Annotated in this window: 25 protein-coding genes and 2 pseudogenes; 18 read left to right on the forward strand and 9 right to left on the reverse strand. The window is 62.4% G+C overall.

The window, feature by feature from the left end:
* Positions 1 to 537: 537 nt before the first annotated feature.
* From HDG32_RS30170 to HDG32_RS30210, 9 genes are all read left to right on the forward strand, one after another.
* Positions 538 to 1,707, forward strand: coding sequence for a nucleotide sugar dehydrogenase (locus HDG32_RS30170; protein ID WP_184072917.1), 1,170 nt, complete (start codon positions 538 to 540; stop codon positions 1,705 to 1,707).
* Positions 1,704 to 2,816, forward strand: coding sequence for a glycosyltransferase (locus HDG32_RS30175; RefSeq protein WP_184072919.1), 1,113 nt, complete (start codon positions 1,704 to 1,706; stop codon positions 2,814 to 2,816). The genes HDG32_RS30170 and HDG32_RS30175 overlap by 4 nt, the downstream gene beginning before the upstream one ends.
* Positions 2,813 to 3,364, forward strand: a complete 552-nt coding sequence (locus HDG32_RS30180; protein ID WP_184072921.1) for a hypothetical protein — start codon at positions 2,813 to 2,815, stop codon at positions 3,362 to 3,364. The genes HDG32_RS30175 and HDG32_RS30180 overlap by 4 nt, the downstream gene beginning before the upstream one ends.
* A 5-nt stretch (positions 3,365 to 3,369) precedes the next feature.
* Positions 3,370 to 4,341: a polysaccharide deacetylase gene (locus tag HDG32_RS30185; protein WP_260334548.1), complete on the forward strand. Its 972-nt coding sequence runs from the start codon at positions 3,370 to 3,372 to the stop codon at positions 4,339 to 4,341.
* The gene (locus HDG32_RS30190) at positions 4,338 to 5,651 is read left to right on the forward strand and encodes a glycosyltransferase family 4 protein (protein ID WP_184072923.1); all 1,314 of its coding nucleotides are present in this window, start codon (positions 4,338 to 4,340) and stop codon (positions 5,649 to 5,651) included. Before HDG32_RS30185 ends, HDG32_RS30190 begins: the two co-directional genes overlap by 4 nt.
* Before the next feature lie 5 nt (positions 5,652 to 5,656).
* The gene (locus HDG32_RS30195; RefSeq protein ID WP_184072925.1) at positions 5,657 to 6,742 is read left to right on the forward strand and encodes a glycosyltransferase; all 1,086 of its coding nucleotides are present in this window, start codon (positions 5,657 to 5,659) and stop codon (positions 6,740 to 6,742) included.
* Between the two features lie 13 nt (positions 6,743 to 6,755).
* A complete protein-coding gene (locus tag HDG32_RS30200; protein ID WP_184072927.1) occupies positions 6,756 to 8,231 on the forward strand; it encodes a glycosyltransferase in 1,476 nt (491 codons plus the stop codon).
* 99 nt (positions 8,232 to 8,330) lie between these two features.
* Positions 8,331 to 9,041, forward strand: a complete 711-nt coding sequence (locus HDG32_RS30205; RefSeq protein ID WP_184072929.1) for an N-acetyltransferase — start codon at positions 8,331 to 8,333, stop codon at positions 9,039 to 9,041.
* 94 nt (positions 9,042 to 9,135) lie between these two features.
* Positions 9,136 to 9,528: a carboxymuconolactone decarboxylase family protein gene (locus HDG32_RS30210; protein ID WP_184072931.1), complete on the forward strand. Its 393-nt coding sequence runs from the start codon at positions 9,136 to 9,138 to the stop codon at positions 9,526 to 9,528.
* 95 nt (positions 9,529 to 9,623) lie between these two features.
* Here the strand turns inward: HDG32_RS30210 and HDG32_RS30215 are convergent, their stop codons facing one another.
* The 4 genes from HDG32_RS30215 to HDG32_RS30230 form a co-directional block, all read right to left on the reverse strand.
* The gene (locus HDG32_RS30215) at positions 9,624 to 9,878 is read right to left on the reverse strand and encodes a hypothetical protein (RefSeq protein WP_184038248.1); all 255 of its coding nucleotides are present in this window, start codon (positions 9,876 to 9,878) and stop codon (positions 9,624 to 9,626) included.
* 208 nt (positions 9,879 to 10,086) lie between these two features.
* Positions 10,087 to 10,773 (reverse strand): HAD family phosphatase, encoded by a 687-nt coding sequence (locus HDG32_RS30220; RefSeq protein WP_184072933.1) that lies wholly within the window; start codon positions 10,771 to 10,773, stop codon positions 10,087 to 10,089.
* A gap of 100 nt (positions 10,774 to 10,873) precedes the next feature.
* Positions 10,874 to 12,319, reverse strand: a complete 1,446-nt coding sequence (locus HDG32_RS30225) for a cytochrome-c peroxidase (RefSeq protein WP_184072935.1) — start codon at positions 12,317 to 12,319, stop codon at positions 10,874 to 10,876.
* A 162-nt stretch (positions 12,320 to 12,481) separates the two neighbouring features.
* On the reverse strand, positions 12,482 to 14,209 hold the full coding sequence (locus HDG32_RS30230; protein ID WP_184072937.1) for a phospholipase C: 1,728 nt from the start codon (positions 14,207 to 14,209) through the stop codon (positions 12,482 to 12,484).
* Positions 14,210 to 14,498: 289 nt separating this feature from the next.
* On the opposite strand from HDG32_RS30230, the gene HDG32_RS30235 reads away from it, so the two are divergent.
* The 6 genes and pseudogenes from HDG32_RS30235 (at position 14,499) to HDG32_RS30260 (ending at position 19,306) form a co-directional block, all read left to right on the forward strand.
* The gene (locus HDG32_RS30235; protein WP_184072939.1) at positions 14,499 to 14,816 is read left to right on the forward strand and encodes a YXWGXW repeat-containing protein; all 318 of its coding nucleotides are present in this window, start codon (positions 14,499 to 14,501) and stop codon (positions 14,814 to 14,816) included.
* A 244-nt stretch (positions 14,817 to 15,060) separates the two neighbouring features.
* Positions 15,061 to 15,651: pseudogene (locus HDG32_RS30240) on the forward strand (RNA polymerase sigma factor); the annotation flags it as partial.
* Positions 15,648 to 16,064 (forward strand): hypothetical protein, encoded by a 417-nt coding sequence (locus HDG32_RS30245; protein ID WP_184072944.1) that lies wholly within the window; start codon positions 15,648 to 15,650, stop codon positions 16,062 to 16,064. The pseudogene HDG32_RS30240 and the gene HDG32_RS30245, both read left to right, overlap by 4 nt.
* A complete protein-coding gene (locus HDG32_RS30250) occupies positions 16,061 to 16,573 on the forward strand; it encodes a periplasmic heavy metal sensor (protein WP_184072946.1) in 513 nt (170 codons plus the stop codon). Before HDG32_RS30245 ends, HDG32_RS30250 begins: the two co-directional genes overlap by 4 nt.
* 82 nt (positions 16,574 to 16,655) lie before the next feature.
* The gene (locus tag HDG32_RS30255) at positions 16,656 to 18,152 is read left to right on the forward strand and encodes a DUF1800 family protein (protein ID WP_184072949.1); all 1,497 of its coding nucleotides are present in this window, start codon (positions 16,656 to 16,658) and stop codon (positions 18,150 to 18,152) included.
* A 5-nt stretch (positions 18,153 to 18,157) separates the two neighbouring features.
* On the forward strand, positions 18,158 to 19,306 hold the full coding sequence (locus HDG32_RS30260) for a DUF1501 domain-containing protein (protein ID WP_184072951.1): 1,149 nt from the start codon (positions 18,158 to 18,160) through the stop codon (positions 19,304 to 19,306).
* Positions 19,307 to 19,528: 222 nt separating this feature from the next.
* Here HDG32_RS30260 and HDG32_RS30265 read toward each other — a convergent pair whose 3' ends face one another.
* The gene (locus HDG32_RS30265) at positions 19,529 to 20,092 is read right to left on the reverse strand and encodes a flavin reductase (protein WP_184072953.1); all 564 of its coding nucleotides are present in this window, start codon (positions 20,090 to 20,092) and stop codon (positions 19,529 to 19,531) included.
* 47 nt (positions 20,093 to 20,139) lie between these two features.
* The gene (locus HDG32_RS30270) at positions 20,140 to 21,534 is read right to left on the reverse strand and encodes an LLM class flavin-dependent oxidoreductase (protein ID WP_184072956.1); all 1,395 of its coding nucleotides are present in this window, start codon (positions 21,532 to 21,534) and stop codon (positions 20,140 to 20,142) included.
* Positions 21,535 to 21,828: 294 nt separating this feature from the next.
* Here HDG32_RS30270 and HDG32_RS30275 point away from each other — a divergent pair, with 294 nt between their 5' ends.
* The 3 genes and pseudogenes from HDG32_RS30275 (at position 21,829) to HDG32_RS30285 (ending at position 23,062) form a co-directional block, all read left to right on the forward strand.
* On the forward strand, positions 21,829 to 22,119 hold the full coding sequence (locus HDG32_RS30275) for a nucleotidyltransferase family protein (protein ID WP_184010058.1): 291 nt from the start codon (positions 21,829 to 21,831) through the stop codon (positions 22,117 to 22,119).
* 242 nt (positions 22,120 to 22,361) lie between these two features.
* Positions 22,362 to 22,478 (forward strand): annotated as a pseudogene (locus tag HDG32_RS36785) (recombinase family protein); the annotation flags it as partial.
* A 14-nt stretch (positions 22,479 to 22,492) separates the two neighbouring features.
* Complete coding sequence (locus HDG32_RS30285; RefSeq protein ID WP_090805849.1) at positions 22,493 to 23,062, forward strand: XRE family transcriptional regulator; 570 nt, start codon at positions 22,493 to 22,495, stop codon at positions 23,060 to 23,062.
* Between the two features lie 18 nt (positions 23,063 to 23,080).
* Here the strand turns inward: HDG32_RS30285 and HDG32_RS30290 are convergent, their stop codons facing one another.
* From HDG32_RS30290 to HDG32_RS30300, 3 genes are all read right to left on the reverse strand, one after another.
* Positions 23,081 to 23,458 carry a BON domain-containing protein gene (locus HDG32_RS30290; RefSeq protein ID WP_184072958.1) on the reverse strand — a complete coding sequence of 126 codons (378 nt, stop codon included), beginning with the start codon at positions 23,456 to 23,458 and terminating at the stop codon, positions 23,081 to 23,083.
* 245 nt (positions 23,459 to 23,703) lie between these two features.
* Complete coding sequence (locus HDG32_RS30295) at positions 23,704 to 24,126, reverse strand: hypothetical protein (protein WP_184072960.1); 423 nt, start codon at positions 24,124 to 24,126, stop codon at positions 23,704 to 23,706.
* Positions 24,123 to 25,328, reverse strand: a complete 1,206-nt coding sequence (locus tag HDG32_RS30300) for a DUF6402 family protein (protein ID WP_184072962.1) — start codon at positions 25,326 to 25,328, stop codon at positions 24,123 to 24,125. The genes HDG32_RS30295 and HDG32_RS30300 overlap by 4 nt, the downstream gene beginning before the upstream one ends.
* Between the last annotated feature and the right edge of the window lie 379 nt (positions 25,329 to 25,707).

Genomic DNA, 25,707 nt, shown 5'->3' on the forward strand with positions numbered 1-25,707 from the left:
CATATCGGCGATGCGTTGTCGTCGGTACGCCGGTGTTCCACCCAGCCTGATGCAGTGGAGTCTGTGTAGTGCGCCACCTACGGAATTCGACTCGGCGGCTCGTTTTGCCAACGCTCAAAATGATAAGATGGCGACTCGGTTTTGAGCGGGCGTCGTGGGGGTTGCTTCGAGATTGACGGGTTTGGATGCATTGATTTTTAATATTTTACTTCTTATCCCGGTTTTCAACGCTCCCAATGATCGATTAATTTCCAGTTGGCGCAGGTGGGATTTTGGGGTATATCGAGACGTCGTTCGCTGCAATGCCGCTTGTCCGGGATATCGCGCAGCGAAGGATGATGGACGGGAGTGTGCGGAAAAGCCTTGATCGCCGAATTGAGGCTGGTAACAAGGTACAAGCCTCGCACAGGGAATGCACTCTGCGCGTGGCGCAAGAGGTATGCGGAAACATAAAATATGCTGGTTGTGAAGAGAGCGTCGCATCTGGCGAAACGATGCAAATCCAGCCCGCGTCGAAAGGTTTTATAAGGTAAGCCAATGAAAATCGCAATCGCCGGCACAGGCTACGTCGGTCTTTCTCTTGCTGTATTGCTCGCTCAGAATAACAAGGTCATCGCGCTGGACATCGTTCCTGAGAAAGTGGCGATGCTCAACCGCAAGGAATCGCCGATCGAGGACGCGGAGATCGAGGAATTCCTCGCTCACAAGTCGCTCAACTTCCGAGCCACGCTCGACAAGGTTGAAGCCTATGCGAACGCCGACTATGTGATCATCGCCACGCCGACCGACTACGATCCGGAAACTAACTATTTCAACACTCGCTCGATTGAAAGCGTCGTTCGCGATGTGAAGGAAATCAATCCGCAAGCGGTCATGGTCATCAAGTCGACCATTCCGGTGGGCTACACGGCGCGCACGCGCGAAACACTGGGCACGCAAAATCTGATCTTCTCGCCGGAATTCCTGCGCGAAGGCAAGGCGCTGTACGACAATCTTTACCCGTCGCGTATCGTCGTCGGCGAGCGTTCGGAGCGCGCTGAAGTTTTCGCCGAGGTGCTGAAGCAAGGCGCGGTCAAGCAGGACATTCCGACGCTCTTCACCGGCAGCACCGAAGCTGAGGCGATCAAGCTGTTCGCCAATACGTATCTCGCGATGCGGGTTGCGTATTTCAACGAACTCGACACCTACGCGGCGCAGCACGGCCTCGATCCGAATCAGATCATTCAAGGTGTGTGTCTCGACCCGCGGATCGGCGCTCACTACAACAATCCGAGCTTCGGCTATGGTGGCTACTGTCTGCCGAAAGACACGAAGCAACTGCTCGCGAATTACCGAGATGTGCCGCAAAACCTGATTCACGCGATCGTCGAATCGAACGGAACGCGCAAGGACTTCATCGCCGAGAGCGTGCTCCAACGTAGCCCGAAGGTGGTCGGCATCTACCGGCTAGCGATGAAAGCGGGTTCCGACAATTTCCGCGCGTCGAGCATTCAGGGCGTGATGAAACGCATCAAGGCGAAGGGCGTGGAAGTGATCGTCTACGAACCGGCGATGCACGAATCGAGTTTTTTCAATTCGTCAGTGGTCAACGATCTGGTTGAATTCAAGCGCTCGGCCGATGTGATCGTCGCAAATCGCATGACGGCCGATCTGGCGGACGTGGCGGACAAGGTATACACGCGCGATCTGTTCGGCGGCGACGCATGAACGATCCGCAACCGGCTCGCAACGACTCGACCGGCTCGCAGCTTCCCCGCATTCTGTTCTTCAACGTGAATGGCTCAGGCATGGGCCATCTGAATCGTTGTCTTTCGTATGCGCGGCGGTTGCGCGGCCGTGCCCGACCGGTTTTCTTTTCCCTGGCGTCTGCCATCGAGCTCATCGAAGAGATGGGATTCGAGGCGGATTATTTCGTTTCGCCATACTGGTCGACGAGTTCCACGTTTGCGTGGAATAGCGAGCTGGCTGTGCGTTTCGGCATGATGCTCGAACGCGTTCGTCCCGACGTAATCGTCTTCGACGGCACTTGGCCGTTTCAAGGGTTTCTGGCGACGTGCGAGACGTTCGGTTCGCCAGCGCTCGTCTGGTCGAACCGTGGTTTGCTCAAGGAGGGCGGCAAGACGGTCTCCGTGGACGAGTCGCGCTTCGATCTCGTGATCCAGCCCGGCGAATTGGGCGCGCAGGAAAGCGAGCGGCCGCTCGAAGCCGACGGCACGCGTGCGCTCGTACCGCCCGTGTGCGTGCTCGAGGACGACGAGTTGCTTGACCGCGCTACAGCGCGCGAGGCGTTGAGCCTTCCGAAGGATTGCCGTTTTGTCCTGTTCGCGTTGGGCCCTGGCAATCTGAAGGATGTGGCAGGAATCGGCCACGGGCTGATTCGTGTGTTCGAGGCGGCCGGTTTCAAAGTGGTCTGGGTGCTAGCGCCCATTTCCGTGCGCGACATCGAATTGCCGGCCGGCGTGATGCCGCTGACGGTCTATCCGCTCGCGCGCTATTTGCGTGCGTTCGACGCCTTTGTCGGCGCCGCCGGTTACAACACCTGCTGCGAACTCGTGCAGGCGGGCGTGCCCGCGCTGCTCGTACCAAATGCGCAGCTCGCCGACGATCAGGTGCGTCGCGCCCACATGGTTGCCGACGTTATGCCGGCTGTCGTGTCTGCCTGCGAGACCGATGACGAACGCGAGGCTGCGGTCGGTAGACTGCTCGATATGCTGAACGATACGCCCGCTGAACGCGCAACGATTCGGATGAACGGCGCCGTGGTCGCAGCGGAAAAAATCCTCGCTTTGGCAGCAAGACGGGAGCGCATGCAGTGAGCGTGATTGCAGAAGCCAAAGCATTGCGGCGTGAGGTGAAAGCGCTCGCGGCCAGACCCGAATGGGATCTGCTCGTCCGTTACGACCTGCTCGGGAAAAAGCCGCCTTCGTCATGGCAGGAGCGTGTTTGGCGGCGCATTCGGCATTTGTTGGCGTCGGCAAATCTGATTTCGCCGCACGTAACGCCATATCCGTGGCTGCCAACCCTCAAGCACAGGCCGCTTTCTGCCGATGTAAAGACAGTGATGATCTGGGCGCTCGGCGCCGATCGTCATCAGTTGCGCGCCGCATGCGAGGGCTTGTCGAATAAGCTTCAAGGCGGCGATGATCTGGCGCCGGTTCTGGTGACGGATATCGCCGATTTCGCCTTTTATTCCCGGCTGGGTTGGCTGGTGGAATATGTGCCGTCATTAAGCGGCGAGGGCCCATCGCTACAGCAGAGAAAGCAGGCGTATCTCGCGTGGCGCTATCGAGACGCAATCGTCCTGCCGTTGAGCGCTGGTTTGGCCAGCGACGCGCAATGGCATGCATTGCTGAAATCGAGCTGAGAAAGATGCAAAAGAATCGTTATGCCATGTTGACGGTCGATGCCGAAGCGCTGCCCAAACGCGCGCCGCACGATCACGTCAAGCGGCTCATGTGGGGCGTACACGAGCGTGGAACCGCGGGAATTCGTGAAATGGCCGAGATTGGTGACGAGTTCGGCGCCAGGCACGTCTATTTCGTCGATCAATGCGGCGCGTGGTCGTATCTGGAAGAAACGCGCGAAGTGGTGCGCTGGCTCGATTCCGTGGGTCAGGACGTGCAACTGCACACGCACCCGGAATATTTGCCCGATTCGTTCTGGGCCGAGCATGGACTCGCGCGCCGTCCGCAGTATATGAATCAATATACCGACGACGCACGCGCCGAGTTCGTCATCAAACATTTTGGCGGGCTTATCTCGGAGCAAACCGGCAAGCCGGTTCTCGCGCATCGGGCAGGTTCGTTCCGCTGGAATGCGTCCACGATACGCGCCTTGAAAGCCGCGGGCGTGCAGGCGTCGTTCAACAATTCGATGTGCGCCGTCCACGCGAAACAGGCCATTTTCAGCGAGCCGACGAATCTGCCGTACGCATGGTCGAACGGTGTGATCGAAGTACCGATGACGGAAAAAAAGATCTTGCCGAAGGTCGGCAAAGACGAATGGTGGGCGCGCCTCACGTATCCGGAGTCGCCGTATTTCCGCTTCCGTCCCTGGTGGGGCAAATTGCTGCTCGATGCGTTCAGCGGCAGCCCGACGTTTTCCATTTTCCTGCTGCATTCGTGGTCGCTGCTGTACTGGGATGAAAAGGGCTACGCGACTTATCGCGACGATCAACGTGTCGAGGGCTATCGCAAGCTCTTGCGCCGTCTGACAAAAGACTACGACGTGATCACGACCGCCGAATTTCTCGACCTGCACGCGCGCGGCAAGATCAGGGTGTCGCAAACGGTCGATCTCGCACGCGCGGAACTCAAGCAGCAGGGGACCGTGCGGGCATGAGCAGCACATTCGATTCTCTGCAAACATTCGTTAGCGAGCCGTATTTGGGATTGAGCCGTTGGCTAACGGTCCGCACGCTGGATCGCAAGGCGAAGCGGCGTGCGCCCGCCGCGTCATTCGACGCCGGTGCCGGGGGACTTCTGTATGTGGCCGCGAGCGCGTTGCCGTATCACACGAGCGGCTATACGACGCGCACGCACGAGATCATTCGAGCAATGGCGTCGGCGGGCGGGCGCGTGCATGCGATGACGCGGCCCGGTTATCCATTTGATCGGATCGACCGTTTGCGCGACGCGTTGAGCGAAGAGACCCAGGTCGATGAAGTACGGTATCTACATGCCGTGGGGCCAGCCAATAATCGGCCGGTGCTGCTGTATGCGATGCAGGCGGCGCGCGTGGTGGCGCAGTGGGCGAAGCAACATCGCGTGTCGGTCATTCACGCTGCGTCGAATCATGTGAACGCCTTGCCGGCATTGCTGGCGGCGCGCCAATTGGGCATTCCGTTTCAGTATGAAATGCGCGGCCTGTGGGAACTCACGCGTATTTCGCGCGCGCCGCACTACGAAGGTCGCCAGGGCTTCCAGCAAGGCCTCGAACTCGAAGGGCTCGTCGCGCGCCACGCGGATCGTGTGTTCGTGATTTCAGAGCAACTGGGACGCTTCGCGCGCGCGCGCTGGGGCATCGACAAGGAACGCATGTTCCTGCTGCCCAATTGTGTCGAACCCGAGCGATTCGTATCGCTCGCATCGCGTGAAATAATGCATGACACGATCGGCTATGCGGGCTCGTTGATGGCCTATGAGGGACTCGACACCCTAATCGACGCCGTGGCGCAATTGCGCGCACGCCGCGTGCGGATTTCCGTGAGCCTCATCGGCGATGGTGAAGCGCGGTTGTCGCTCGAATCGCAAGTGCAGCGCCTCGGCTTGTCGGAACACATCCGCTTTTTGGGCCGGACGTCACCGCAACAGGCGCATGAGGCGTTGAGCCGCTGCGCGCTCGTGTGCATCCCGCGCAAACCGTTCAAGGTTTGCGAGATCGTCCCTCCCATCAAGCTCGTCGAAGCGATGGCGATGGGCAAACCGGTCATCGTGCCCGACCTGCCGGTGTTTCGCGACGAAATGGGCGCACACCCGGCAGGCTGGTTCTTCAACGCTGGCGACGCGGCGGATCTCGCGCGCGTGATCGAAACGGCATTGGCCGATCGCCCGGCGCTCGCCGCGCTCGGCGAACAAGCAAAAGAATACGCGACCACACAGCGTTGCTGGCGCGATTTTGTCATCAAGGCGCTACCAAAAAGTGCGGGGTGAGGGGAATGGTTGGCAGGGTCATTAGAAGACTGGGTTCGCTGGTCTACGACTATCCGAAAGTATCGGAAGATGTCGAACGAGACGGGCCATTTGGCCGTCTGAAGATTGCGCTCGTCACGGACTATTTCACGGCAGACTGTCTGTCTGCCGAATGCCGTGTTCGTGTGATGACGCCCTCGAATTACCGCGACGTCATCACTAACTGGAAGCCGGATCTGGTGCTCGCCGAATCCGCATTCCACGGCGTGGACGGTAGCTGGCGCTACGAACTGGCGAAGCAGCCGAAAACGTTGCGCCTCACAAAGCCAACCGCGATTTTCCGTCTGGTCGATTTCGCGAGGAAAGCAGGCGTTCCCACGGTATTCTGGAATAAGGACGACGGTCCGTTCTTCGAAGCGTTCATCGACGTGGCGAAGGCGTTCGATTACGTCTTCACCACAGATGAAGAATGCCTCGCACGCTATCGCCAGCAGGTGCCGGCGCACGTGCCCGTGAATACGCTAATCATGCCCTTTCAGCCGGCTTTTCATAGCTTCACGGGCTTCAATTTCACGCGCAACGAAGTCTGTTTTACAGGCAGCTATTACCGGCGCATTCTGAATGAGAGGCGCCGCTTTCTCGACATGGTGTTCGAAATCTGCGAGCACAACGAGATGCCGCTCAATGTGTTCGACCGGAATCACGACCGGCTGTCGCGCCATTTCGAGTTCCGCTTTCCGAAGACAAGCCAGATGCGCCTGCATGGCAAGGTGCCACATCGGGAAACGGCGAACGTCTACAAGTCGCACGCGGTTTCGATCAACGTGAATTCGGTCACGAGTTCCGAAACGATGTTTTCGCGCCGCTTGCTCGAGATTCTAGCCTGCGGGGGTATTGCGGTGACAAACCCGAGCCGCGCCGTCGATCGCCATTTCCGCGATTTCTGTCACGTTGTGAATACCTATGAAGAAACGCGAGATCTGTTCGCGCGGCTGCGTCACGGACCTTCGCGTGCGGACCTCGATCGCGCCGAAGCCGGTGCGAAATACGTGCGAGAGAACCATACCTGGGCACATCGATTGGAAGAAATCTGCGCCGTCGTGAAGCTTTGATGGAGCGGTCACGATGCTCGCATTGCTTTCCTGGTTTTGCCAGGCAGTTTTTCTCGTCGTGGTCGTCTATTTTGCGCTGTACGTGCTCCTTGAATTGCGGGTCTTTCTGATTTCGCGAAAGGTGGAACGGCGCAAATTGACCGAACTCGAGCATTCGGCTGCCGAAGCCAACGCCGATTGCCGGCCGTCGGTGAGCGTGCTGTTGCCCATCTGCAATGAATCAGAGGTGGTGGAGCGGCTGATCGATGCCGCCTGCCGTCTGAGCTATCCCGCGGAATTGCTCGAAATTCTGGTGCTCGACGATTCGTCGGACGGCACCACACAACTCGCGCGCGGGAAAGTCGCGCAATACGCGGCGCAAGGCGTCGATATTCGTCTGCTCAGGCGACTCGACCGCAAGGGCTACAAAGCGGGCAATCTGGTCAACGGCATTCAGCAGTCGCGCGGGGAGTTCTTCGCTATTTTCGACGCGGATTTCGTGCCGCCCGTCGACTTTCTGCTGAAGACGATTCCGTGTTTCCGGGACCCAAAACTGGGATTCCTGCAAACGGGCATCGGTTACGAGAATCGCGACGTGTCATTTCTGACGCGTTTCCAGGCGATGGAAATGGGCCATCAGCAATACGTGACGGTCGGCCTGAGCGAGGATGGCGACATGGCATCGCTCAGCGGCAGTTCGTGTGTATGGCGCAAGGCGTGCGTCGATGCGTTGGGCGGGTGGAATGCGTCGACCGTCACGGAAGACGTCGATCTCGGTTATCGCGCGCAATTCGGCGACTGGAAATACGCTTATTTGCGCGACGTGGTGTCGATGTCGGTGCTGCCCGAGACCATTAGCGCATTTCGCATTCAACGCGAGCGTTGGGGGCGCGGACTAATTCATAGCGGCTTCAAGCATGTGAAGCAGATGGTGGTGCAACGCATGCCTCTGATGAAGCGAATGCACGCTATCTCCGTGATGTTTTCGTCGGTGCTGCTCGCGTCAATCTATGTACTGATCTTGCTGAGCCTGCCGCTTACCTGTTTCGTACATTTCGATGCCGCATTCATGCGCTGGGGGGCGTTTACGTTCTTCGGCCTGGCTGTGCTCTGGGGGCTCGAAAATGCGCTCGGTGCGCGCCGCGGGGCACGTTTCGATGACAAGCGGAGCGCCGTGAAAGATTTGTGGGACACCTACCGCTATATCGCGATGTTTTTGCCGATGGCCTGGTACTACTTCGTCGGCGGCGTGCGTGCTCTGTTCGGCGTGTATGGCGACTTTCACAGAACGCCGAAAGGCACGAATGGCTATCGCGCCATCATGCCGCGGATCAATACCGTGTTGCTGGCGGGCGAGATCTTCAGCTTCCTCTATTCGGCGATTTCGGTACTGCTAGGATTCAAAAAAGGGAATTATTTTTTGATTCCACTGAATGTGACTGTGTGCGTCGGTTTTGGCATGGTGCTCTATTGGACGTGCAAGGAAAAGCGAACTTTTAAAAGATACTGACTTCCTGTCAGCCTGGCTAATTATAAAGACCAGTGCGCGCTCGCGCGCCTGCCGCGCTAAACACAAAGAATCAACGAATCCACGAAAGGGCAGTCTGCTATGTATGCCGTAGAACCCGCACGTGCGCACGCGCCCGCTCGCGACGACGAACCGCTCCTCCTGCGCTTTCGCGCCGCGCGCGCCGACGATGCCGAAGCATGCGCGCCGCTGATCTTCGCATCTGGCGTGCGTGAATTCGGTTTCTTTCTCGGTGAGCCGGCCGAAGCTTGCATCGAATTTCTGGCGTTTGCGTTTGCCTCGAAGCTCGGGCGCTTTTCGTATCGACGCCACCGTGTTGCCGTGACCGGAAACGATCAGCCGGTCGCGGTGCTCGCGCTGCATGACGGACGCCACACATGGTTCGACGATCCGCACGTCGCGCTGATGCTACTGCTGTTCTTTGGCTTGCGCCGCACGGTTCGCATGTTGTTGCGCGGCCTCGTGCTCGAAAGCGAATTGCCGGCGCCGAAGTCGTCGCAGAGGTTGATCGCGCATTGCGCGACGCATGAGCGCCTGCGCGGCACGGGTGTTTTCAGCACGCTGTTTGCGGATGCGATGCGCGCGGGTGAGCTGATGAATTTGCAGGCTCGCGCGGGGCGTGGCGAACGCGATCGGCAGCAACTCGTGCTCGATGTGCTGATCAGCAATAAGCGCGCATACGCGCTCTACCGGCGTCTCGGCTTCGTCGAATTGCCGCGCCGGGCGCCTGTCTCACCGCGTTTGCCGCGAGAACTCGAGTCGGTGCGGATGGAGTGGGTCAGGAAGGATTGAGAGGCGCGGTGGGGTACACATTCGCCTCACGCATCCGCCACTGCAAGTGCACAATACCCCGACGCCCCCCCAACCGACACGCCAAGGAGCCCGCATGACCCAGCCCAAAGCAATCGAATACACGGACGCATCACCCGAAGTCAAAGCCGTCTACGACGACATCAAAGCGACCCGCCAGGTCGACGACGTGAACAACTTCTGGAAGTACATCGCGCAGCATCCGCCGACCCTCGCGCGCACGTGGGACAGCCTGAAGGAAGTGATGGCGCCCGGCGCGCTCGACCCGCTCGTCAAGGAGCTGTTATACGTCGCGGTCAGCGTGACGAACAACTGCGGCTATTGCGTCGCGAGCCACACGGCGGCGGCACGCCGCGCCGGCATGACCAACGAGATGTTCGGCGAGCTGCAGGCCATCGTCGGGATGGCGAACGAAACGAACCGGCTAGCGGTCGGCTATCGCGTGCCGATCGATCCGGCCTTCGAATAAGAGCATGAAGCGCGCGATGCGGCCCGATCGTACCAACCCAGGCCGCAACCCATGCATGATTGCGCCGTCGTACGCAACGGCGCTGGGCCTCGTGCTTACAGCGGCACGATTTTGCCCGGCTCCGGATGGCAGACCGGGGTGTAGACCGGCCCGCAGCCGTAATGCACGGGCTGGCAGGGGTTGTAGGAGGGCGGGTTGTAGTACGACGGGCCGCGAACCGGCGGTTTTTCGCCGTAACACGAAGGCGGGTATTCGTGCGGGAAACACGAATGGCCGCCGCGCACGGACTGTGCGGCTGCGTGGTCGAGGTCGTCGCAGCGCGACAGGTCGGCAAGGGTCAAGTTGGACATGATGAATCTCCGGCAACGTTGGATGGGTAGCGAGCGCGCAAATGCTTTGCGCTCGGGCGTTCCAGTTGCACGCACCATGCCATGCGGCGGGATTCAACGTCTGTGCTGGCTCGAGCGCTGATCGACCGTATCTGCGCAGTCGAAAACTGATCGGCGTTGGCCAACTTGCGGCAAGCCGGTGTCGTTCAACCGCCAACACGTCGGTCGATCAGCGCGTGCCCCATCCCGCGAGCAACGCCGGTAGCTCAACCATCTCCCTGAACACGTGCACCGCGCCCGCGCCATGCAACGCGGTCGCGCTGCTATGGCCGAGGTGCGTCGAGCAATAGCCGAATACCGTCGCGCCGGCCGCGACGCCCGCGGTCGCGCCCGTTACCGTATCCTCGATGACCGCACAGCGTGTCGGCTCGACGCCGAGTGCCGCGGCCGCGGCGAGGTAGACGTCGGGAAACGGCTTGCTGCGCGGCGTTTCGTGGCCGCTGAAGATGCGTCCGTCGAAGCAGTCGAGGATGCCGGCCTTCACGAGCTGCAATTCGATCTTGATGCGATCCGCGCCCGACGCCACCGCGATGCGTCCATTCAACCTCTGCTGCAGCGCGCGGACCGCGAAAGGCGCGCCGTCGATCGCGCGCAACTCATTGTCGAGCGCCACGTTGCGACGCGCGCGGAACTGCGCCAGCCACCCGGCCGTGATCGCGAAGCCGGTGCGCGCCTCGATCAACGCGGCTTCGTCCCTGACCATCTTGCCGACGAAAATGCGCATCGTCTCTTCGACGCTCAAATGCCAGCCGAGCTCGCCGAGCATCTCGGTGAGCACGCGGTTCGTGATCGGTTCGGAATCGACGAGCACGCCGTCGCAGTCGAAGAGCACAGCGTCGAAAGGAAAATCGGCCATCGGGGAGGGTAGGGATAAGGTCGCGGACCGGCAAGGATAGCGCACCGGGCCGCGTGCCGCAGCCTGGAAGGTGCAGCGCGGCGGCGTCCAGCGCGGCTGCTCAGTCCTTGTACCCGTCGCTCAGCGTCTTCATGAACGCGATGATGTCCTGGATGTCTTGATCGGTCATCGCGGGCTGGTCGCCGAACTTGCGGTCGAACGGCGCATCGGCGACATCCACGTTCGCATGGTATTGCGGCGGCAGATCGTCGTACTTCTGCACCTTGCCCGACGCATCGCGCGGATAGATTCTGTCCGGCGACGTATTGCGCAGGTTGTAGAAGTCCAGCACCTGCTTGAGGTCGTGATACACGCCATTGTGGAAGAACGTCTTGCGTTCGGCGGCATTGCGCAGTGTCGGCGTCAGGAACATGCCGCAATACTGCGTCTCGCTGGCCATGTCGGTCCGGAATGGCCCACAAATGCCCATGTCGTAGAACTTCGGATTCCTGTTCTGCGCAAGTTCGCGATTGCGCGGCACGCCGAGCGCTTCATACTGCGTGTCGGTAAAAAGAGGTGGAAGGCCGTCCGACGTCGGCTGGCTCAGGTGGCAACCCGCGCAATTGGCCTTGTCCTTATCGTTGAACAGACGCAAGCCACGTAGTTCGGCTTGTGTGAGGCGTGCACGTCCTTCGAGCCAGGCGTCGTATTTGCTCGAGAATGGATGGAACGCCGGGTCTTCGAATTGATACCGACCGATCGCGAACATGGCTTCCGACACGAGCAGATTGGGATCGTTGACGACGTGCGGACCGAAAAGTTGCCTGAGCGTATCGATGTGCTTCGAGTGCCTTAGCTTGTCGGCAACCGAAGCCAGATCGGGGTTCGCCATCTCGACCGGGTTGGTCAGCGGCCCAAGCGCCTGGTCCTGCAGCGTGCTTGCCCGGCCGTCCCAGAAGAGTCCCCCTTGCGGCACCATAGCCGGCGCGGCAGGCGCCGCGCCCGCGGTTTTCTGGGCGCGCTGCACGCCTAGCGCGGCCGATGCCTGCGTATCGAGGCTGACCGGTGCGGCGTCGGTATCGCCCTGATCGGGACCGATGCTGAACGGCGCCTGGCGATACAGGTACGCGAGCGATGGCACCGGCCGATAGCCCGCTTCCGTCATGTGAAGGCCGCCTGGTTGTACCGTCAGGTCGTTGGGAGGCGAGAAAGCGTGCGCGGCGCTGTGGCACGACGCGCACGACTGTTTGCCCGACGCCGAAAGCGACGGATCATTGAACAGGTCCCTGCCGAGTACCGCGACCGCGCTAAGGGGCGCGACGGGGGGACGCTGGAGCTTGACCGGATGGGCGTTGAGGCCCGTCAGATTCTCGACCGTATCGCCGATCGGCGCGGGCATACGCTCGGGATAGATCAGCGCGTAGCCAACCAGAGCGGCGCCCAGCAGCACGATGCCCAGCACTATCCGGAGGATCAGGCGACGCCACGTGCTGCTCGCAGCGCGAGGGGACGGGCCGCTTCCGGTGGGTAGTTGCGAAGACAAGGTGGCGTTCGAACGACGATTCATGGCGATAGCGGTAGTCAAGCTGAACTGCAAACAAGCACGTCGAGCCACCGTACCGGCTGGCTCGACGTCATCACTGATTGACGGGCATCAACAGCTCCGTTCCCTGAACGTCACACCGCGTACTTCCCTGTGCGGCAGAACGGACGGATAAACGGTGGCTCCTTAGTTCGTTGCAGGAGGAGCCGACAGCTTGGTGCCAAGGTTCGTGTCGAGGTACAACGCCGGCGTTTTGCCACCGTTGGTGAAGTCGAACAGCGACGCGATGCTCCCCGTCGTCGCATCGTGCGATCCGTTGCCGATGCGGGCGCCGCCGAGCCAGTTGTCTTCGATGAACCTGACAACCGAAGCCTGAGTGACCGCCGTGTGGTCAACGTAGTTGCTGCGTGCGTACGGCGAGATCACCAGAAGCGGAACACGCGTTCCCGGGCCGCAACGGCCGTTGACAGCCGCGCCTGTCACGCCGACGCCTTGCTTAGCGCCCGTTGCGTTGCAGGTGCCCGCGCCGTTCAGCTGGTCGGCGGTGGCGTCAAACGACGAAGTCGTCGGCGTCGCATAAGCGTGGTCGTACCAGCCATCCGAATCGTCGTACGTGATGATGACGGCGGTGTTCTTCCAGTCCGGCTGTTGTTGCAGGAAGTTGACGACCTTCGTGATGAACGCCTGCTCGTCGATCGGATCCGAGTTGCCCGGGTGCGCATCGCCGACGGCCGGTGCCTTCAGGTAGCTGACCGACGGGAAGTTGCCCGCCGAGACGGCCGTGAAGAAGTCGTTGACGTCGTATTGATGGTGCACCGGCGTAGCCGTCGAATCGAGCGGGTCGGCCTGTCCAATCAGCGCGGTCGACGTCGGGCGCGTGTGCGCCAGGTTGGCCGTCGTAGCGTAGTACTGGAACCAGTTGTGGTGAGGTATGTAGTCCGTCTTCGTTGCGCCGAGGACCGACGAGTAGGTACTGCGCTTGCACGCCGTGGTGCCGTTCGAGTTGGTGGCGCTCAGGTCGAAGCCGCCCATGAAGCCGCCCCACGTAATCCCTTTCGCGTTGAGGAGGTCACCGATGTTTTTGTTATTCGAGCTCAGCGTGGCCTGGCCGCTCGACGTCGAGGTGTTGCACACGTCCCCGGTCGGGTCGGAATCGCCGTTCATCGTGAAGCTGCCCGCGCCGTCGGCAATCACGTTGTCGCCTTGAGCGGCACCGTTCGCAGGAATAGCGCCGTTGGTCTGGCCGGAAACCACCTCGAGCGCGCCCGGTGTCGACGGACCGTACGTGTCGGTGTACATGTTGTCGCTCATCGCGAAGTTCTGCGCGTAATTCCACAGCGCGGTGACCGTGTTGCCGTCGAAATAGCCCATCACGAGACCCGGCGTGCCGAACGTCGAACCGCTGCCGGCGCTGTTGTTACCCGTGTACTTGGGGAACAGGTCCGCCGCGCCATTGTTGTAGGCGAGCTGTTCCTTCATGTAGTCGTGCGACTGGCCGTTGGTGTTGGCCTGGCTGCGGTCGAGGCGGAACGGATTGATACCGCTGCCTGCGGAGGCCGCGTTGTTCGCCGCGTTCAGGAAGTTCGGGTTGCTCGTCAGAAGCGAATTCTGATTCAGATTGTTGATCTGGGCCGGCGTGTTCGCCGCCGCCGTGAACGCCTGTTCACCGGCCGGGTTCTGCGCGTTCGGATAGGTGCCGAAGTAGTGATCGAAAGAACGATTCTCACCGAAGATCACGACGAGGTGCTTGATTGGCGTTGCCGTTGCCAACGCGTCCTGGGCGGATACGGTAGCAGCCGGTGCGGAGGCCGGCGTGGATGCAGTCGAAGGAGAGCTGATGCTGCTGTTGCCGCATGCGCTCAGCACGAACAGTGCGGCGGCAAACGGAATGGGCAAAAGGGCTTTACGGAACATTCTTTGGTGGCTCCACATTCGCGGTCCAGCCCTTCCATCGATAGGTATGAACGGTGCTGGAAATTGTTGTTAGAAGCGTAACGGCCGACGCCAGTGATTGCAGCCCGGGCATTGGACCATCAAAAGGTGAAAATTTCCGGGCAATACGCCGACTATTGCCTTTCATGAGCCCGACTGTATTCGTGCTTTTTTGCCAAAAGCGCGACGGATTTCTTCCGCTGCCGCGTTCAAGTAGAAACGGGGCCGTCCTGGGCGCCGACTTGTTCCAGCCTTGAAGGGAGAAATCGACATGAACACCAACCGCATCAGTCGCTTGCTCGGTTCCACGCTGAGCGCCGCGCTGTGCTGCGCGGCCACGCTGACGGCCGCGCCCGCCTCCGCACAAGTGATGATCGCGCCGATGGCACCGCCGCCGCCGCGCGTCGAAGTCGTGCCCGCGCCACGGAACGGCTATGTGTGGGATCAGGGCCGCTGGCGCTGGGAGCACGGCCGCTATGTGTGGGTGCCGGGCCACTGGCAGCCGGTGCGCGTCGGCTATCACTGGGTGCCCGGGCATTGGGCGCAACGTGGGCCGCACTGGCGCTGGATCGAAGGACATTGGGCTTGAACGAGGCTTGCGATGAAAACACTCGTGATGATTCTGCTGGCGGCCTCGCTCGCCGGCTGTGTGGTCTATCCGGCACGCCCGGCCTATTACCGGCCGGCGGTCGTCGTATATTGACCGCGTACGTGATACCTGGCCGGATAGCGGCGTAGCGGCACGACAACATAACGACACGACAGCTGAAGGAGCGGCGGCAAGTGAACGACGTTGATCCCGTGATGCGGTCCTCACGCGAAAGCGCGCGCGTGATGTCGCGACCGAGCCGCACGCCTTGAGCGACGCACCACCCGATCCGGACGCCGAGCTGATCGCGCGGGTGGGCCGCGCGGAGCCCGGCGCGGTCCGCTCGCTGGTCGCGCGCAAGCTGCCGCGGCTACTTGCGCTCGCCACGCGCATGCTCGGCGATCGCATGGAAGCGGAGGACGTCGCGCAGGAGGTCTTCGTGCGAATCTGGAAACAGGCGGCCCGCTGGCGTGAAGGCGAAGCGAAGTTCGACACGTGGATGCATCGGGTCGCGCTCAATCTTTGCTATGACCGTCTGCGCGGCCAGCGCGAAGACCCGAGCGACGAACTGCCCGATTCGGCCGATCCCGCCGCGCCGCCCGACGCGCGGCTCGAAGCACGTGCCGACCACGCGCGCGTGCGCGCGGCGCTCGCCGCGCTGCCGGCGCGACAGCGCGAGGCACTCGTGCTGACCTACTACCAGGAGATGTCGAACCTCGACGCTGCGGCCTTGATGGGCGTCAGCGTCGATGCGCTGGAGAGTCTGCTGGGCCGCGCGCGCCGCGGTTTGCGCGCTCAACTGGCCGGCAGCGGCCTTAGCAAGGACAAGTCATGACGCCCGAAAGATTCCATCAGATCGTTGCAGCTTACGGTGCCGACGCGCGCCGCTGGCCGGAGCGCGAACGCGAAGCCGCCCAGGCGTGGGCGCGCGCGCATCGCGACGAAGCCGATGCAGCGTTGAGCGATGCGGCCAGCCTCGACGCGTGGCTCGCCGCCGACGAGCTCGAGCCGCCGAGCCTCGAACTGCAGCGTCGCATCATCGACCGCGCGCCGTCCCGACGCCCAGCGGCGCGCTGGCGTTTGTGGTGGTCGGGCGCGGCGGTGGCAGGTGTCGGGCTGCTCGGCGGCGTGGCGGGGGCGTTCGCGGTGTCGTTCTTCGTGCTGACCGAGAACGCGCCGGTCGTGCATGAATCCTCGTATCTGACTTCGAGCTTCGGCGGCAGCTCCGCCGATTGGAGCGGCGAATGAACGGGCGCTCGTGGAAATTTGCGCTGCTGGGCTCGGTGGTGCTCAACGTGTTTCTGCTCGGCGCGATCGCCGGCGGCGCGTATCAATGGTTCGCCGCGCACGGTGCGAATCCGCCGGCGGCGGCGCAGGACCGGCGCGCGCTGCGGTTTGCCGCCGAGCCGCTGTCGGCGCAGCAGCGGCAGGCGTTTATCGACGGCCTGAAGAGCGCGCGGCGCGACGGCCGCCAGTATGCGCGCGAGGCTCGCGAAGGGCGTCGTGAGGTGCTGCGTCTGCTGGCCGCGCCGCAGTTCGATCGCGCCGCACTCGATGCCGCGCTCGCGCGCACGCGCGCGGCCGACGTCAGCCTGCGCGCGATGGTCGAAGCGAGCGTCGCCGATTTCGCGGCGACGCTGACGCCCGAGGAGCGCGTCGAATTCGCCGAGAGTTTGAAGTTGCGCGGGCAATGGCGCGAAGCGCAGCCGGCGCCGAACGCGAAAAAACCGGCGGCGAATGCCGCATCGAGCGAATAAAAAATGCGCGCGATAGCGACGGATTTCAGCGTGTCGGCCGTTTAACGGACATGCAGGTGTCCTACCTGCCGACGAGGAGCGTATGGCCAACTCACCGAACCTGAATGCCGCGGCGATCGCACTGAACCGCTTCGGCCTCGGCGCGCGCGCCGACGACACGCCGCCCGCCGATCCGAAAGGCTGGCTGCTCGCGCAGTTCGAGCAATATCAGCCGCGGCCCGACGCGTGGGCGAACCAACCCGATTCGATCGCATTGTCGACGCAGCTCGTGCAGCAGCGCATGCAGATGGAACAGCAGTCGAAACAGAAGGCGGCTGAGGAGACCACCCCGAGCCAGAATGCGAACAACACCGCAGCACCCAGCCAGACCGACGCGCAAGCCGCCAGGCAAGCCGAAAGAAAAGCACTGCGCGTCGAGATACTCGACATGTACCGCTCGTCGGTCAATGCGCGCGTCGCAAGCGCGCTGACCACGCAGACGCCGTTCATCGAACGCCTCGTGCATTTCTGGGCGAATCACTTCGCGGTGTCGACCGAAAAGCCCGGCGTCGCGGCGCTCGCCGGGTCGTTCGAAGCGGAGGCGATTCGCCCGCACGTGCTCGGCCGTTTCGAGGACATGCTGGTGGCCGTCGAGCGTCATCCGGCCATGCAGCTGTTCCTCGACCAGACCCGCTCGGTCGGTCCCGACAGCATGGCCGCGCTGCGCGCCGCGCGCCGCAATCCGGACAACAAACGCGGACTCAACGAGAACCTCGCGCGCGAGATCATGGAGCTGCATACGCTCGGCGTGCGCAGCGGCTATAGCCAGGACGACGTGACCGAGTTCGCGCGTGCGCTGACCGGCTGGAGTCTCGTCGGCAATCCGGGGAACGGGGGCGCCAATGCAAACCGCCGCGCGCTGGAACAGAACGGCGAACCCGGCAGCTTCGTGTTTCGTCCCGCGCTGCACGAGCCCGGCTCGCGCACGATCATGGGACGCCGCTACGACGAAGCCGGCGAACAGCAGGCGCTCGCGATCCTGCACGACCTCGCGCACGCGCCGGCCACCGCGCAGCATATCGGCACGAAGCTCGCGCGCCATTTCGTCGCCGACAATCCGCCACCTGGCGTCGGCGAACGTCTGGCCGATGCGTTCACGCGCAGCGACGGCGATCTGCCGACCGTCTATCGCGCGTTGATCGATACGCCGCAAGCGTGGTCGCCGGCCGCGGTGAAGTTCAAGACGCCGTGGGAGTGGACCATCTCGTCGATGCGCGGACTCGGCTGGCACGAGCCCGGCAATCTGCAGAGCGCGCCGATCCTCACGCAGCTTGGCCAGCCGGTGTGGCGGCCCGGTTCACCCGCCGGCTACGACGATATCGCCGCGAGCTGGGCCGCGCCCGATGCGCTCGTGCGCCGCGTCGAAGTCGCGCAACGTTTCGCCGCGCGCGTGGGTGACCGGCTCGATGCGCGCTCGCTCGGCCAGACCTTGCTGGCTGGCTCGCTCAGCGAGCCGACGGCCACGGCGGTGTCGCGCGCGGAAAGCGCATCGACGGCGATCGCGCTGCTGCTCGTATCGCCCGATTTTCAACGGAGATGAACGCCATGCTGTCACGCCGTCAGTTTCTGAGCGTCGCCGCCGCCGGTGCCGGCGCACTGCTCGTGTCGCCGCGGATTGCGTTCGCGCATGTCGCGACCGACCGCCGCTTCGTGTTCGTGATCCAGCGTGGCGCGGCCGACGGGCTGAACATCGTCGTGCCGTACGCGGACCCCGCGTATGCGACGCTGCGCGGGCCGCTCGCGATCGATGCGTCGAACGCGCCGCATCTGGACGGCACGTTCGCGCTGCATCCGGCGCTCGCGCAGATGGCGACGCTGTACGCGCAGCGCGAGGCGTTGTTCGTGCACGCGGTCGCCTCACCGTATCGCGACCGCTCGCATTTCGACGGACAGAACGTGCTGGAAACCGGCGGCACGTCGCCGTATCAGACGAAGGACGGCTGGCTCAACCGGCTCGCCGCGCAACTGCCCGCCACCCGCGAAAACGCGATCGCGTTCGCGCCGACCGTGCCGATGGCGCTGCGCGGGCCCGCGGCGGTGACGTCGTATGCACCGTCGGCCTTGCCGCAGGCGCCCGATGATCTGCTCGCGCGCGTATCGCAACTGTACGAGCACGACGCGCAGCTGCGCGCGCTGTGGGAATCGGCGATGGCGGCGCGCGGCCTTGCGGGCGACGCTGGCGCGCGCCAGGACCCGGCGAGCCTCGGCAAGCTCGCGGCCGGTTTTCTGGCCCGCGACGACGGTCCGCGCATCGCGATGATCGAGACCGGCGGGTGGGACACGCACAGCGCGCAGAACGCGCGGCTCGCGAATCAACTGAAGGCACTCGACACGATGCTCGCGGCGTTGCGCGACGGCATGGGTTCATCGTGGAGCAAGACCACGGTGCTGGTCGCGACGGAGTTCGGCAGGACCGCCGCCGCGAACGGCACGGGCGGCACCGATCACGGCACCGGCTCGGTCGCGATGGTGGTGGGCGGGTCGGTGCAGGGCGGACGCGTGATGGCGGATTGGCCGGGCCTCGCGCCGCATCAGCTGTATCAGTCGCGCGACCTGAAGCCGACCGCCTCGCTCGATGCGTTGATCGCCGGCACCGCGAGTGAAAGTCTCGGGCTCGATCCCGCACGGACGGCGGCAGCGCTGTTTGGCCGGACCATGGCGGGCAGACCGATGACGGGCGTCGTGCGGGCGTGACGCGTTGATCGAACGACGGCGTGCAATGACGCATGGCACGGAGGCGTGATGGGCGATCGAGGATTCCGTGGGCGAGCGACGTGCGATCGCGGCGGACGGGGGTTCGCGTCGCATCGGCATGGCGAGTCGCGGGAGCCGACGCTGACTGCTTTGCTCGACGCGTTGATCGTCGGTGCAGCGAGCGAAAGTATTGCGCTCGATCCGGAGCGCACCGCGGCAGCGCTATTCGGCCGGACGATCGCGGCCGGGCCGTTGGCGAGGCTGGGGCGGGGCAGGTGAAGCGGCGGGCGTCGCGTGAACCGAGCGCTCGCCGACGCGATGATAGCGGCGGCCGTAGTAGATCAGCGCATCGCCCGCGCCCTGCGTGCGCGCGGCTTTCACCGCGCAGAAGAACACCGTGTGCGTGCCGACTTCGGTCACCGACTCGATCTCGCAGTCGAGCGATGCGAGCGCGTCCTGCAACACCGGCGCGCCGGTTGCGAGGTCGTCCCATTGCGCGGCGGCGAAGCGCTCTTCGATCGCGAGCGCGCTCGTGGCGAAGTGCGCGGCAAGCGCCTGCTGCTCGGCGCTCAGCACGTTCACGCAGAGCTTGCCGTTGCTGCGAAACGCCGCGTTGTTGCGGCTGCTGCGGTTGATGCAAACGAGCAGGGTGGGCGGCTCGTCGGTGACGCCGCAGACCGCCGAGGCGGTGCAGCCCGCAAGGCCGGCTTCGCCGTCGCTGCTGATGATGTTGACGGCCGCGCCAAGCCCGGCCATCGCGTCGCGGAACGTGCTCTTGTCAAGCATGGGGGCCTCTGCTGGAAGTCGGGTTCGCCAAAACAACGGTGGTCGAGTTAGCCGCGAGCCTCGTCGTCCGGCGCCGCCGCGCAAGCCGGCGAACGGAAGCGCGCCGCCGTGTGGCTCTCAGGCAGCCGCGCATGGCCGAACAGCTTTTCGCGCAGCGTGCCGTCACGATACGCGCGCTTGTACGCGCCACGTTCCTGCAGCAGCGGCACGACCAGTTCGATGAAATCGTCGAAGCACTCGGGCACGACGGTGCGCGACAGATTGAAGCCATCGACGCCGGTTTGCTCGGTCCACGCGATCAGATCGTCGGCGATCTTGTCGGCCGAACCGACGAGCGGCTGCTGGCGGCTGCCGAGCACCATCTGTTCGAGCAGCTTGCGCTTCGTCCATTGCGGACCGGCCGCGCGCGTCATCGCTTCGACGTTCGACACGATCGCCTGGCTCTTGCCCGTTTCGATCGGCTCGTCGAGGTCGTAGCGCGCGAAGTCGATGCCAAGCGATGCGGCCGCATGCACCAGCGCCGCCTCCGAGCTCACATAGCGGCGGTACTCCTCGAATTTCTCCCGCGCTTCCTGATCGGTGCGGCCCGTGATCACGGTCTGGCCGAGCAGTACCTTGATGTCGTCGGCGCGGCGGCCGCCGGCGACCGCGTGCGCGCGGATGTCGTCGACGATCGTCTTGACCGCCGGCTTCGCCTGGCCGTTGACGAACACGCACTCCGCGTGTGCCGCCGCGAACTGTTTGCCGCGCGCAGACGAACCGGCCTGATACAGCACCGGCGTGCGCTGCGGCGACGGCTCCGCGAGATGCATCGCATCGACGCGGTACTGCTTGCCTTGGTGATGGATCACGTGGACCTTCGACGCGTTCGCATAGACGCCGCGCGCCTTGTCGCGCAGCACCGCGCCGTCTTCCCAGCTGCATTCCCACAGCTTGTACACGAGCTCCATGTACTCGTCGGCGAGATCGTAGCGGTCGTCGTGCGCCATCTGTCCGCTCAGGCCGATCGCGCGCGATGCGCTGTCCAGATAGCCGGTCACGATGTTCCAGCCGACCCGGCCGCGCGTCAGATGATCGAGCGTCGACATGCGGCGCGCGAACAGAAACGGCTGCTCGACCGACAGATTCGACGTGACGCCGAACGACAGATGCCGCGTGAGCGCGGCCATCGCCGGAATCAGCAGCGTCGGATCGTTGACCGGCACCTGCACGGCGCCGCCGATTGCCGCGTCCGGGCTGCCGCCGTAGACGTCGTACACGCCAACCACGTCCGCGAAAAAGATGCCGTCGAACAGGCCCGCTTCGAGCTTGCGCGCGTAGTCGGTCCAGTACTGCAGATCCGTGTAGCGCGTGGACTGATCGCGCGGATGGGTCCACAGCCCTTGCTGGATGTGGCCTACGCAGTTCATGTCGAACGCGTTGAGAACGATTTCCTTCGGCATGGTGTGTTCCTGCTGACGAGCGGGTTCGGGCGAGGGCGTTGCGTTTAATATAGTGGACGAAAAATCACTATGCAAGACATGGTTGGCTGGCTGTGCCGGTTGCGGTGGTCGTAGCCGCCGGAACTGGTCTGCGCTGATCCTGGCGCTGCTGCGTCAAAGGTAATCAGCTTGGCGTAGGGCGTGCCGGGGCAGCAAGCCCGCCAACGCAACCGGCATGGCGCGGGAGGTGAAGGCATTGCGAGTCTCGACTCAATCGCTTATCGTCTCGATGAGTTTCGATAAGAAAGGATGCCCATGCGACCGTCCGTTGTTCTCGACATGAAGCGCAGCGTAGTGCGCGAAGCGACGAGTCGCTTCCGCGCAGCGAACCCGCGCGTGTTCGGCTCGGTGCTGCACGGCACCGACCGGGACGGCAGCGACCTCGATCTGCTGGTCGATGCGCTGCCAGGGGCGACGCTGTTCGACCTTGGGGGGTTGCAGGATGAACTGGAAGCGCTACTCGGCGTCCACGTCGATCTGCTGACCCCGGCCGACCTGCCGCAGAAGTTCCGGGCCAAGGTGCTTGCGGAGGCGCAGCCGGTATGAACGAGAACCGCTTGCCGGACTACCTCGACCACATGCAGCAAGCCGCAACCGATGCTTGCAGTGCAAACGGCGCTACCAGAGCTACTGAAACAACTGCCTGCCGCGTGCCAGGATGCCGAAGATGAAGACCGCAAGGACGATGGAATGAAGCAATGACCGAGCGGATGGAGCTAACGGAACTGAAGGCAACTATCTCGGCCGCCGGCGGCAACGAACTCGTCAATCGGCACTGTCACGCCACGATCATCGGCTACCCCCGTGTCTCGACGCAGGATCAGAACCTTGAGTTGCAACAAGAGGCCTTGACCAAGGCCGGTTGTCGAAAGGTCTTTGAGGATAAGGTGCCACCCACTTGCGCAACGACGACCCCGCCATGTCCGAAACTTCCGCCATCGATCTGACCCAGGCGATCTCCGCGCGCGTGAAGACCGAGCGCGAGGCGCGCAACTGGTCGCTCGCCGAGCTGGCCGAGCGCTCGGGTGTATCGAAGGCGATGATCAGCAAGATCGAGCGTGGCGAGGCGAGTCCGACCGCGACGGTGCTCGGGCGGCTGTCGGGCGCGTTCGGGCTGACGCTGTCCACGTTGCTCGCACTCGCCGAGCAGACCGGCGAGCGGCTCGTGCGTCATGCGGACCAGCCGCTGTGGGAGGACCCCGAAACCGGCTATACGCGGCGGCGTATTTCACCGCCGACCGGCGGCGTGCTGGAACTGCTCGAAATCGAATTGCCGACTGGGGTGAGGGTGCCTTATCCGTCGGATGCGTTCGTGTTTCAGCATCAGCAGATCTGGGTCACGCAAGGGGTGCTGACGTTTCGCGAGGGCGCGCTGACGCACCGGCTCGAAGCGGGGGATTGTTTGCAACTCGGTGCGCCGGTCGAATGCGAGTTCTTCAATGCGGGCACCGAGGTGTGCAGATACGTGGTGGGGTTGGTGCGGCGCTGAGTTGCGTCCAGCTTGTGCTCAGCTCCCGCCACTCCCGCGGGATGGCAGGTTCAGGGTGAGTCTGTTGGTCACCGAGGTCACGCCCGGCACGCCTTTCGCAACATCGCCAGCCTGCTGGATCATGTCGCCCTGAGGCACCGAGCCAGTCAACGTCACCGCGCCGCCGCGCGCCCGCACGAACACGTTCGATACATTGAAGCCCGGCGCTTTACCGAGCGCGCGCCGCACGTCGCGGCCGAGCTTGCGATCTGCTGCACGCGTCGATTGGGCGGTCGTGGCCGGCGCAGGTGCCGTGGCGGCGGGCGCTTGCGCGTCGCTTGCCTGCGCATAGGCGCTGGATGCGGTTGCCACGCACAATGCCATACCGAGCGCCTTCAAAAGATTGACTGTTTTCACGGATTCACCATCCTCGATAAGTTGATGTCGCTTCGTTGCATGTTAGAAACTTCGCGCTTTGTCGAGCTGGTCTGGACCCTGGGAAGCGTCTGTCTTGTAGAGGAGTGGTGGTGTTGGCGCTTCCGGCGCGGTTAAAAGATACTCCTGACGGCGCGGACATGCCAAAAAACTGAATCGCGGAAGGAAGTGCGTGCGGCTTGAATCCAGCACGGTGAGACACAGGCACCGGCATACGACGCAGCCGACTATAAGCGCGGGCGCGCGGCGGCTAGTTTGTCCCAGAACGACGGAGGTAACGAAATACTCGAATCTCCTTCACCGCCATCTCCGCGGGAAAATTCGACGGACGGACCGAGATAACGGGGCGGCGAATACGGATTCAGCGAGTATCGCAGACCCGTTGACCAGAAAAGATCGGGGACAGGCGTGCTGAACGTGCGCTGTGCAAGCAGCTTCCCAGTTTTTGCATCGAATAGCCTGCCGACATATTCAGGGCTTCCACTGCGGCCCGGAATCCATCGCAACAGGCAAAGCTCTGCCGTGTACAGGCCGTGGGCAGGTGCCGATTTGCGACACTCGCTTCCTTGCGGAGTATGGTCGAACAGACCGAGATAAAGCACGGCAATGAGACCCGCTAACAATGCGACACGCGTAGAGATGCGTTTCATAGATAGAGCACGATCGGCGGAAAGATGTGAACGAAGCGACGGTCCGAGTAGATGATGAAATCACCACCGCGCTGATGTCTGATCGCCCATTGTCGGAAATCGCTGTTGTGGATCGGGTAATAGACCTGTCCTTTGATAACCGGATCGCCAAGCGTAACAGGCGACTCCACGTAAGGAATATATCGTGATGCCGCGGCTACGCCATCGAGCGGCATCACGATAACGCCGTTACTGCTCCAATGCCCCAGATACTGGGACCGCTGCCCCGGCTCATCGGTAAACGTGAAGTTATCTTTCACATAGATCCATGCACCCGTTACTTCGGCAGTGGTTTTTTGCGTACCAAATGGGTCCCTCGACAGGCGGACGTGAGCAATAGCGGCATAGATTACGAACGATCCAAGCGCAGCGGTCAAATCGTCGGGGACGCCTGTTCGCACAGCATCCGCCATCAGTTGCAGCTTGATTTTTTCCGCAAAGGTACCGTCAACCTCGACGTGTTGAAACTGGAAAAACTGATGCAGGTGTTGGGGATCATCCCGACAGATATCGTGCGTAGATAGCTCGCTTCTGTGCCTGTAGAAACGAAGCTTCTTTTGAAGCACTTGAAGCGCCGCGGGTGAACGGATTGCATCGTTGATCAGGTAGTCGTATTTCCGTCTGGCACGAGCGAACTCCAATATCCAGTCCATCTTTACCGTGGTTGTGTCGTACATGTCAGGCGGATACGGTTTGCCTTCCTGATTGATTTCCTTGATCTCATCGCTGGGGATTGCGGAATAGTTCAAGCGGCCGGCAAACCATCGCTCCATTAACTTTGCCCCAATGGGCATCATTTCCTTGCGCAGAGCCTGCGGGATTTCCTGGATATCGAATGGCGGTACCGTCTTTTTCGGGGCGGCGATCTTCTCCGCTTTGGGTGGTTTGGGCGGCACAGGCGTCTTTAACCATGTGCTGAACCGGGAAACCGAATCGGCGACCTTGAGAAGGTCGTTGATCATTTTTACGGTCGGATCAGATTTGGGTGACTTGGGTGGGCTTGGCACGGCTTTCGGCTTCGCGACTGGCAGGGCCGGAAGCGGAGGCGGTGGATTGTCAGTGGAGAGCGAGACCTCATGCACGATGCGGGCCCCGTCTTGCTTCTTCCAACGCCAAAAAAGCTTGTCGATCTTGTAGTAAGAGAATTTTTCGTCGTGGTTCATAGGCGCTTACGGCTCGTGATGTAAAAATCAACGGAACTGGATAGCCCCAAACGCTCGAATTCGACTATCGGGAATTGAGCATGGCCGCGTTGCAACCGATCCGCGCCACTATTGTTCGCGAGTCAATCCGCGGCAAAAGCCGGAGTATTCTGAAATTGAGGCCGCAGGGCCGAGCCGCTGCCAAAATGGCAGCGCCGCGTCAAAGCCCAACAACGCGTTTCATTTACCTCGTCAGTCCTTGTAATCAAGCCGAACTTGGCGATTACGATGTTCGAGAGAAAGAAGCCGTACCGTTTTGTAATTCTGCAATGCAGCACGACCTAAAACGGTGCACAGCAAGTGTCACCCATGAATACCCACCGATGAAGCGACGCCCGCA

It is taken from the genome of Paraburkholderia sp. CI2, assembly GCF_014201055.1.
Lineage (GTDB): Bacteria > Pseudomonadota > Gammaproteobacteria > Burkholderiales > Burkholderiaceae > Paraburkholderia > Paraburkholderia tuberum.

Coding starts and splice junctions, on each gene's coding strand:
- HDG32_RS30170 (WP_184072917.1), top strand. CDS start 538: ATGAAAATCGCAATCGCCGGCACAGGCTACGTCGGTCTTTCTCTTGCT.
- HDG32_RS30175 (WP_184072919.1), top strand. CDS start 1,704: ATGAACGATCCGCAACCGGCTCGCAACGACTCGACCGGCTCGCAGCTT.
- HDG32_RS30185 (WP_260334548.1), top strand. CDS start 3,370: ATGCAAAAGAATCGTTATGCCATGTTGACGGTCGATGCCGAAGCGCTG.
- HDG32_RS30190 (WP_184072923.1), top strand. CDS start 4,338: ATGAGCAGCACATTCGATTCTCTGCAAACATTCGTTAGCGAGCCGTAT.
- HDG32_RS30195 (WP_184072925.1), top strand. CDS start 5,657: ATGGTTGGCAGGGTCATTAGAAGACTGGGTTCGCTGGTCTACGACTAT.
- HDG32_RS30200 (WP_184072927.1), top strand. CDS start 6,756: ATGCTCGCATTGCTTTCCTGGTTTTGCCAGGCAGTTTTTCTCGTCGTG.
- HDG32_RS30205 (WP_184072929.1), top strand. CDS start 8,331: ATGTATGCCGTAGAACCCGCACGTGCGCACGCGCCCGCTCGCGACGAC.
- HDG32_RS30210 (WP_184072931.1), top strand. CDS start 9,136: ATGACCCAGCCCAAAGCAATCGAATACACGGACGCATCACCCGAAGTC.
- HDG32_RS30215 (WP_184038248.1), bottom strand. CDS start 9,878: ATGTCCAACTTGACCCTTGCCGACCTGTCGCGCTGCGACGACCTCGAC.
- HDG32_RS30220 (WP_184072933.1), bottom strand. CDS start 10,773: ATGGCCGATTTTCCTTTCGACGCTGTGCTCTTCGACTGCGACGGCGTG.
- HDG32_RS30225 (WP_184072935.1), bottom strand. CDS start 12,319: ATGAATCGTCGTTCGAACGCCACCTTGTCTTCGCAACTACCCACCGGA.
- HDG32_RS30230 (WP_184072937.1), bottom strand. CDS start 14,209: ATGTTCCGTAAAGCCCTTTTGCCCATTCCGTTTGCCGCCGCACTGTTC.
- HDG32_RS30235 (WP_184072939.1), top strand. CDS start 14,499: ATGAACACCAACCGCATCAGTCGCTTGCTCGGTTCCACGCTGAGCGCC.
- HDG32_RS30245 (WP_184072944.1), top strand. CDS start 15,648: ATGACGCCCGAAAGATTCCATCAGATCGTTGCAGCTTACGGTGCCGAC.
- HDG32_RS30250 (WP_184072946.1), top strand. CDS start 16,061: ATGAACGGGCGCTCGTGGAAATTTGCGCTGCTGGGCTCGGTGGTGCTC.
- HDG32_RS30255 (WP_184072949.1), top strand. CDS start 16,656: ATGGCCAACTCACCGAACCTGAATGCCGCGGCGATCGCACTGAACCGC.
- HDG32_RS30260 (WP_184072951.1), top strand. CDS start 18,158: ATGCTGTCACGCCGTCAGTTTCTGAGCGTCGCCGCCGCCGGTGCCGGC.
- HDG32_RS30265 (WP_184072953.1), bottom strand. CDS start 20,092: ATGCTTGACAAGAGCACGTTCCGCGACGCGATGGCCGGGCTTGGCGCG.
- HDG32_RS30270 (WP_184072956.1), bottom strand. CDS start 21,534: ATGCCGAAGGAAATCGTTCTCAACGCGTTCGACATGAACTGCGTAGGC.
- HDG32_RS30275 (WP_184010058.1), top strand. CDS start 21,829: ATGCGACCGTCCGTTGTTCTCGACATGAAGCGCAGCGTAGTGCGCGAA.
- HDG32_RS30285 (WP_090805849.1), top strand. CDS start 22,493: ATGTCCGAAACTTCCGCCATCGATCTGACCCAGGCGATCTCCGCGCGC.
- HDG32_RS30295 (WP_184072960.1), bottom strand. CDS start 24,126: ATGAAACGCATCTCTACGCGTGTCGCATTGTTAGCGGGTCTCATTGCC.
- HDG32_RS30300 (WP_184072962.1), bottom strand. CDS start 25,328: ATGAACCACGACGAAAAATTCTCTTACTACAAGATCGACAAGCTTTTT.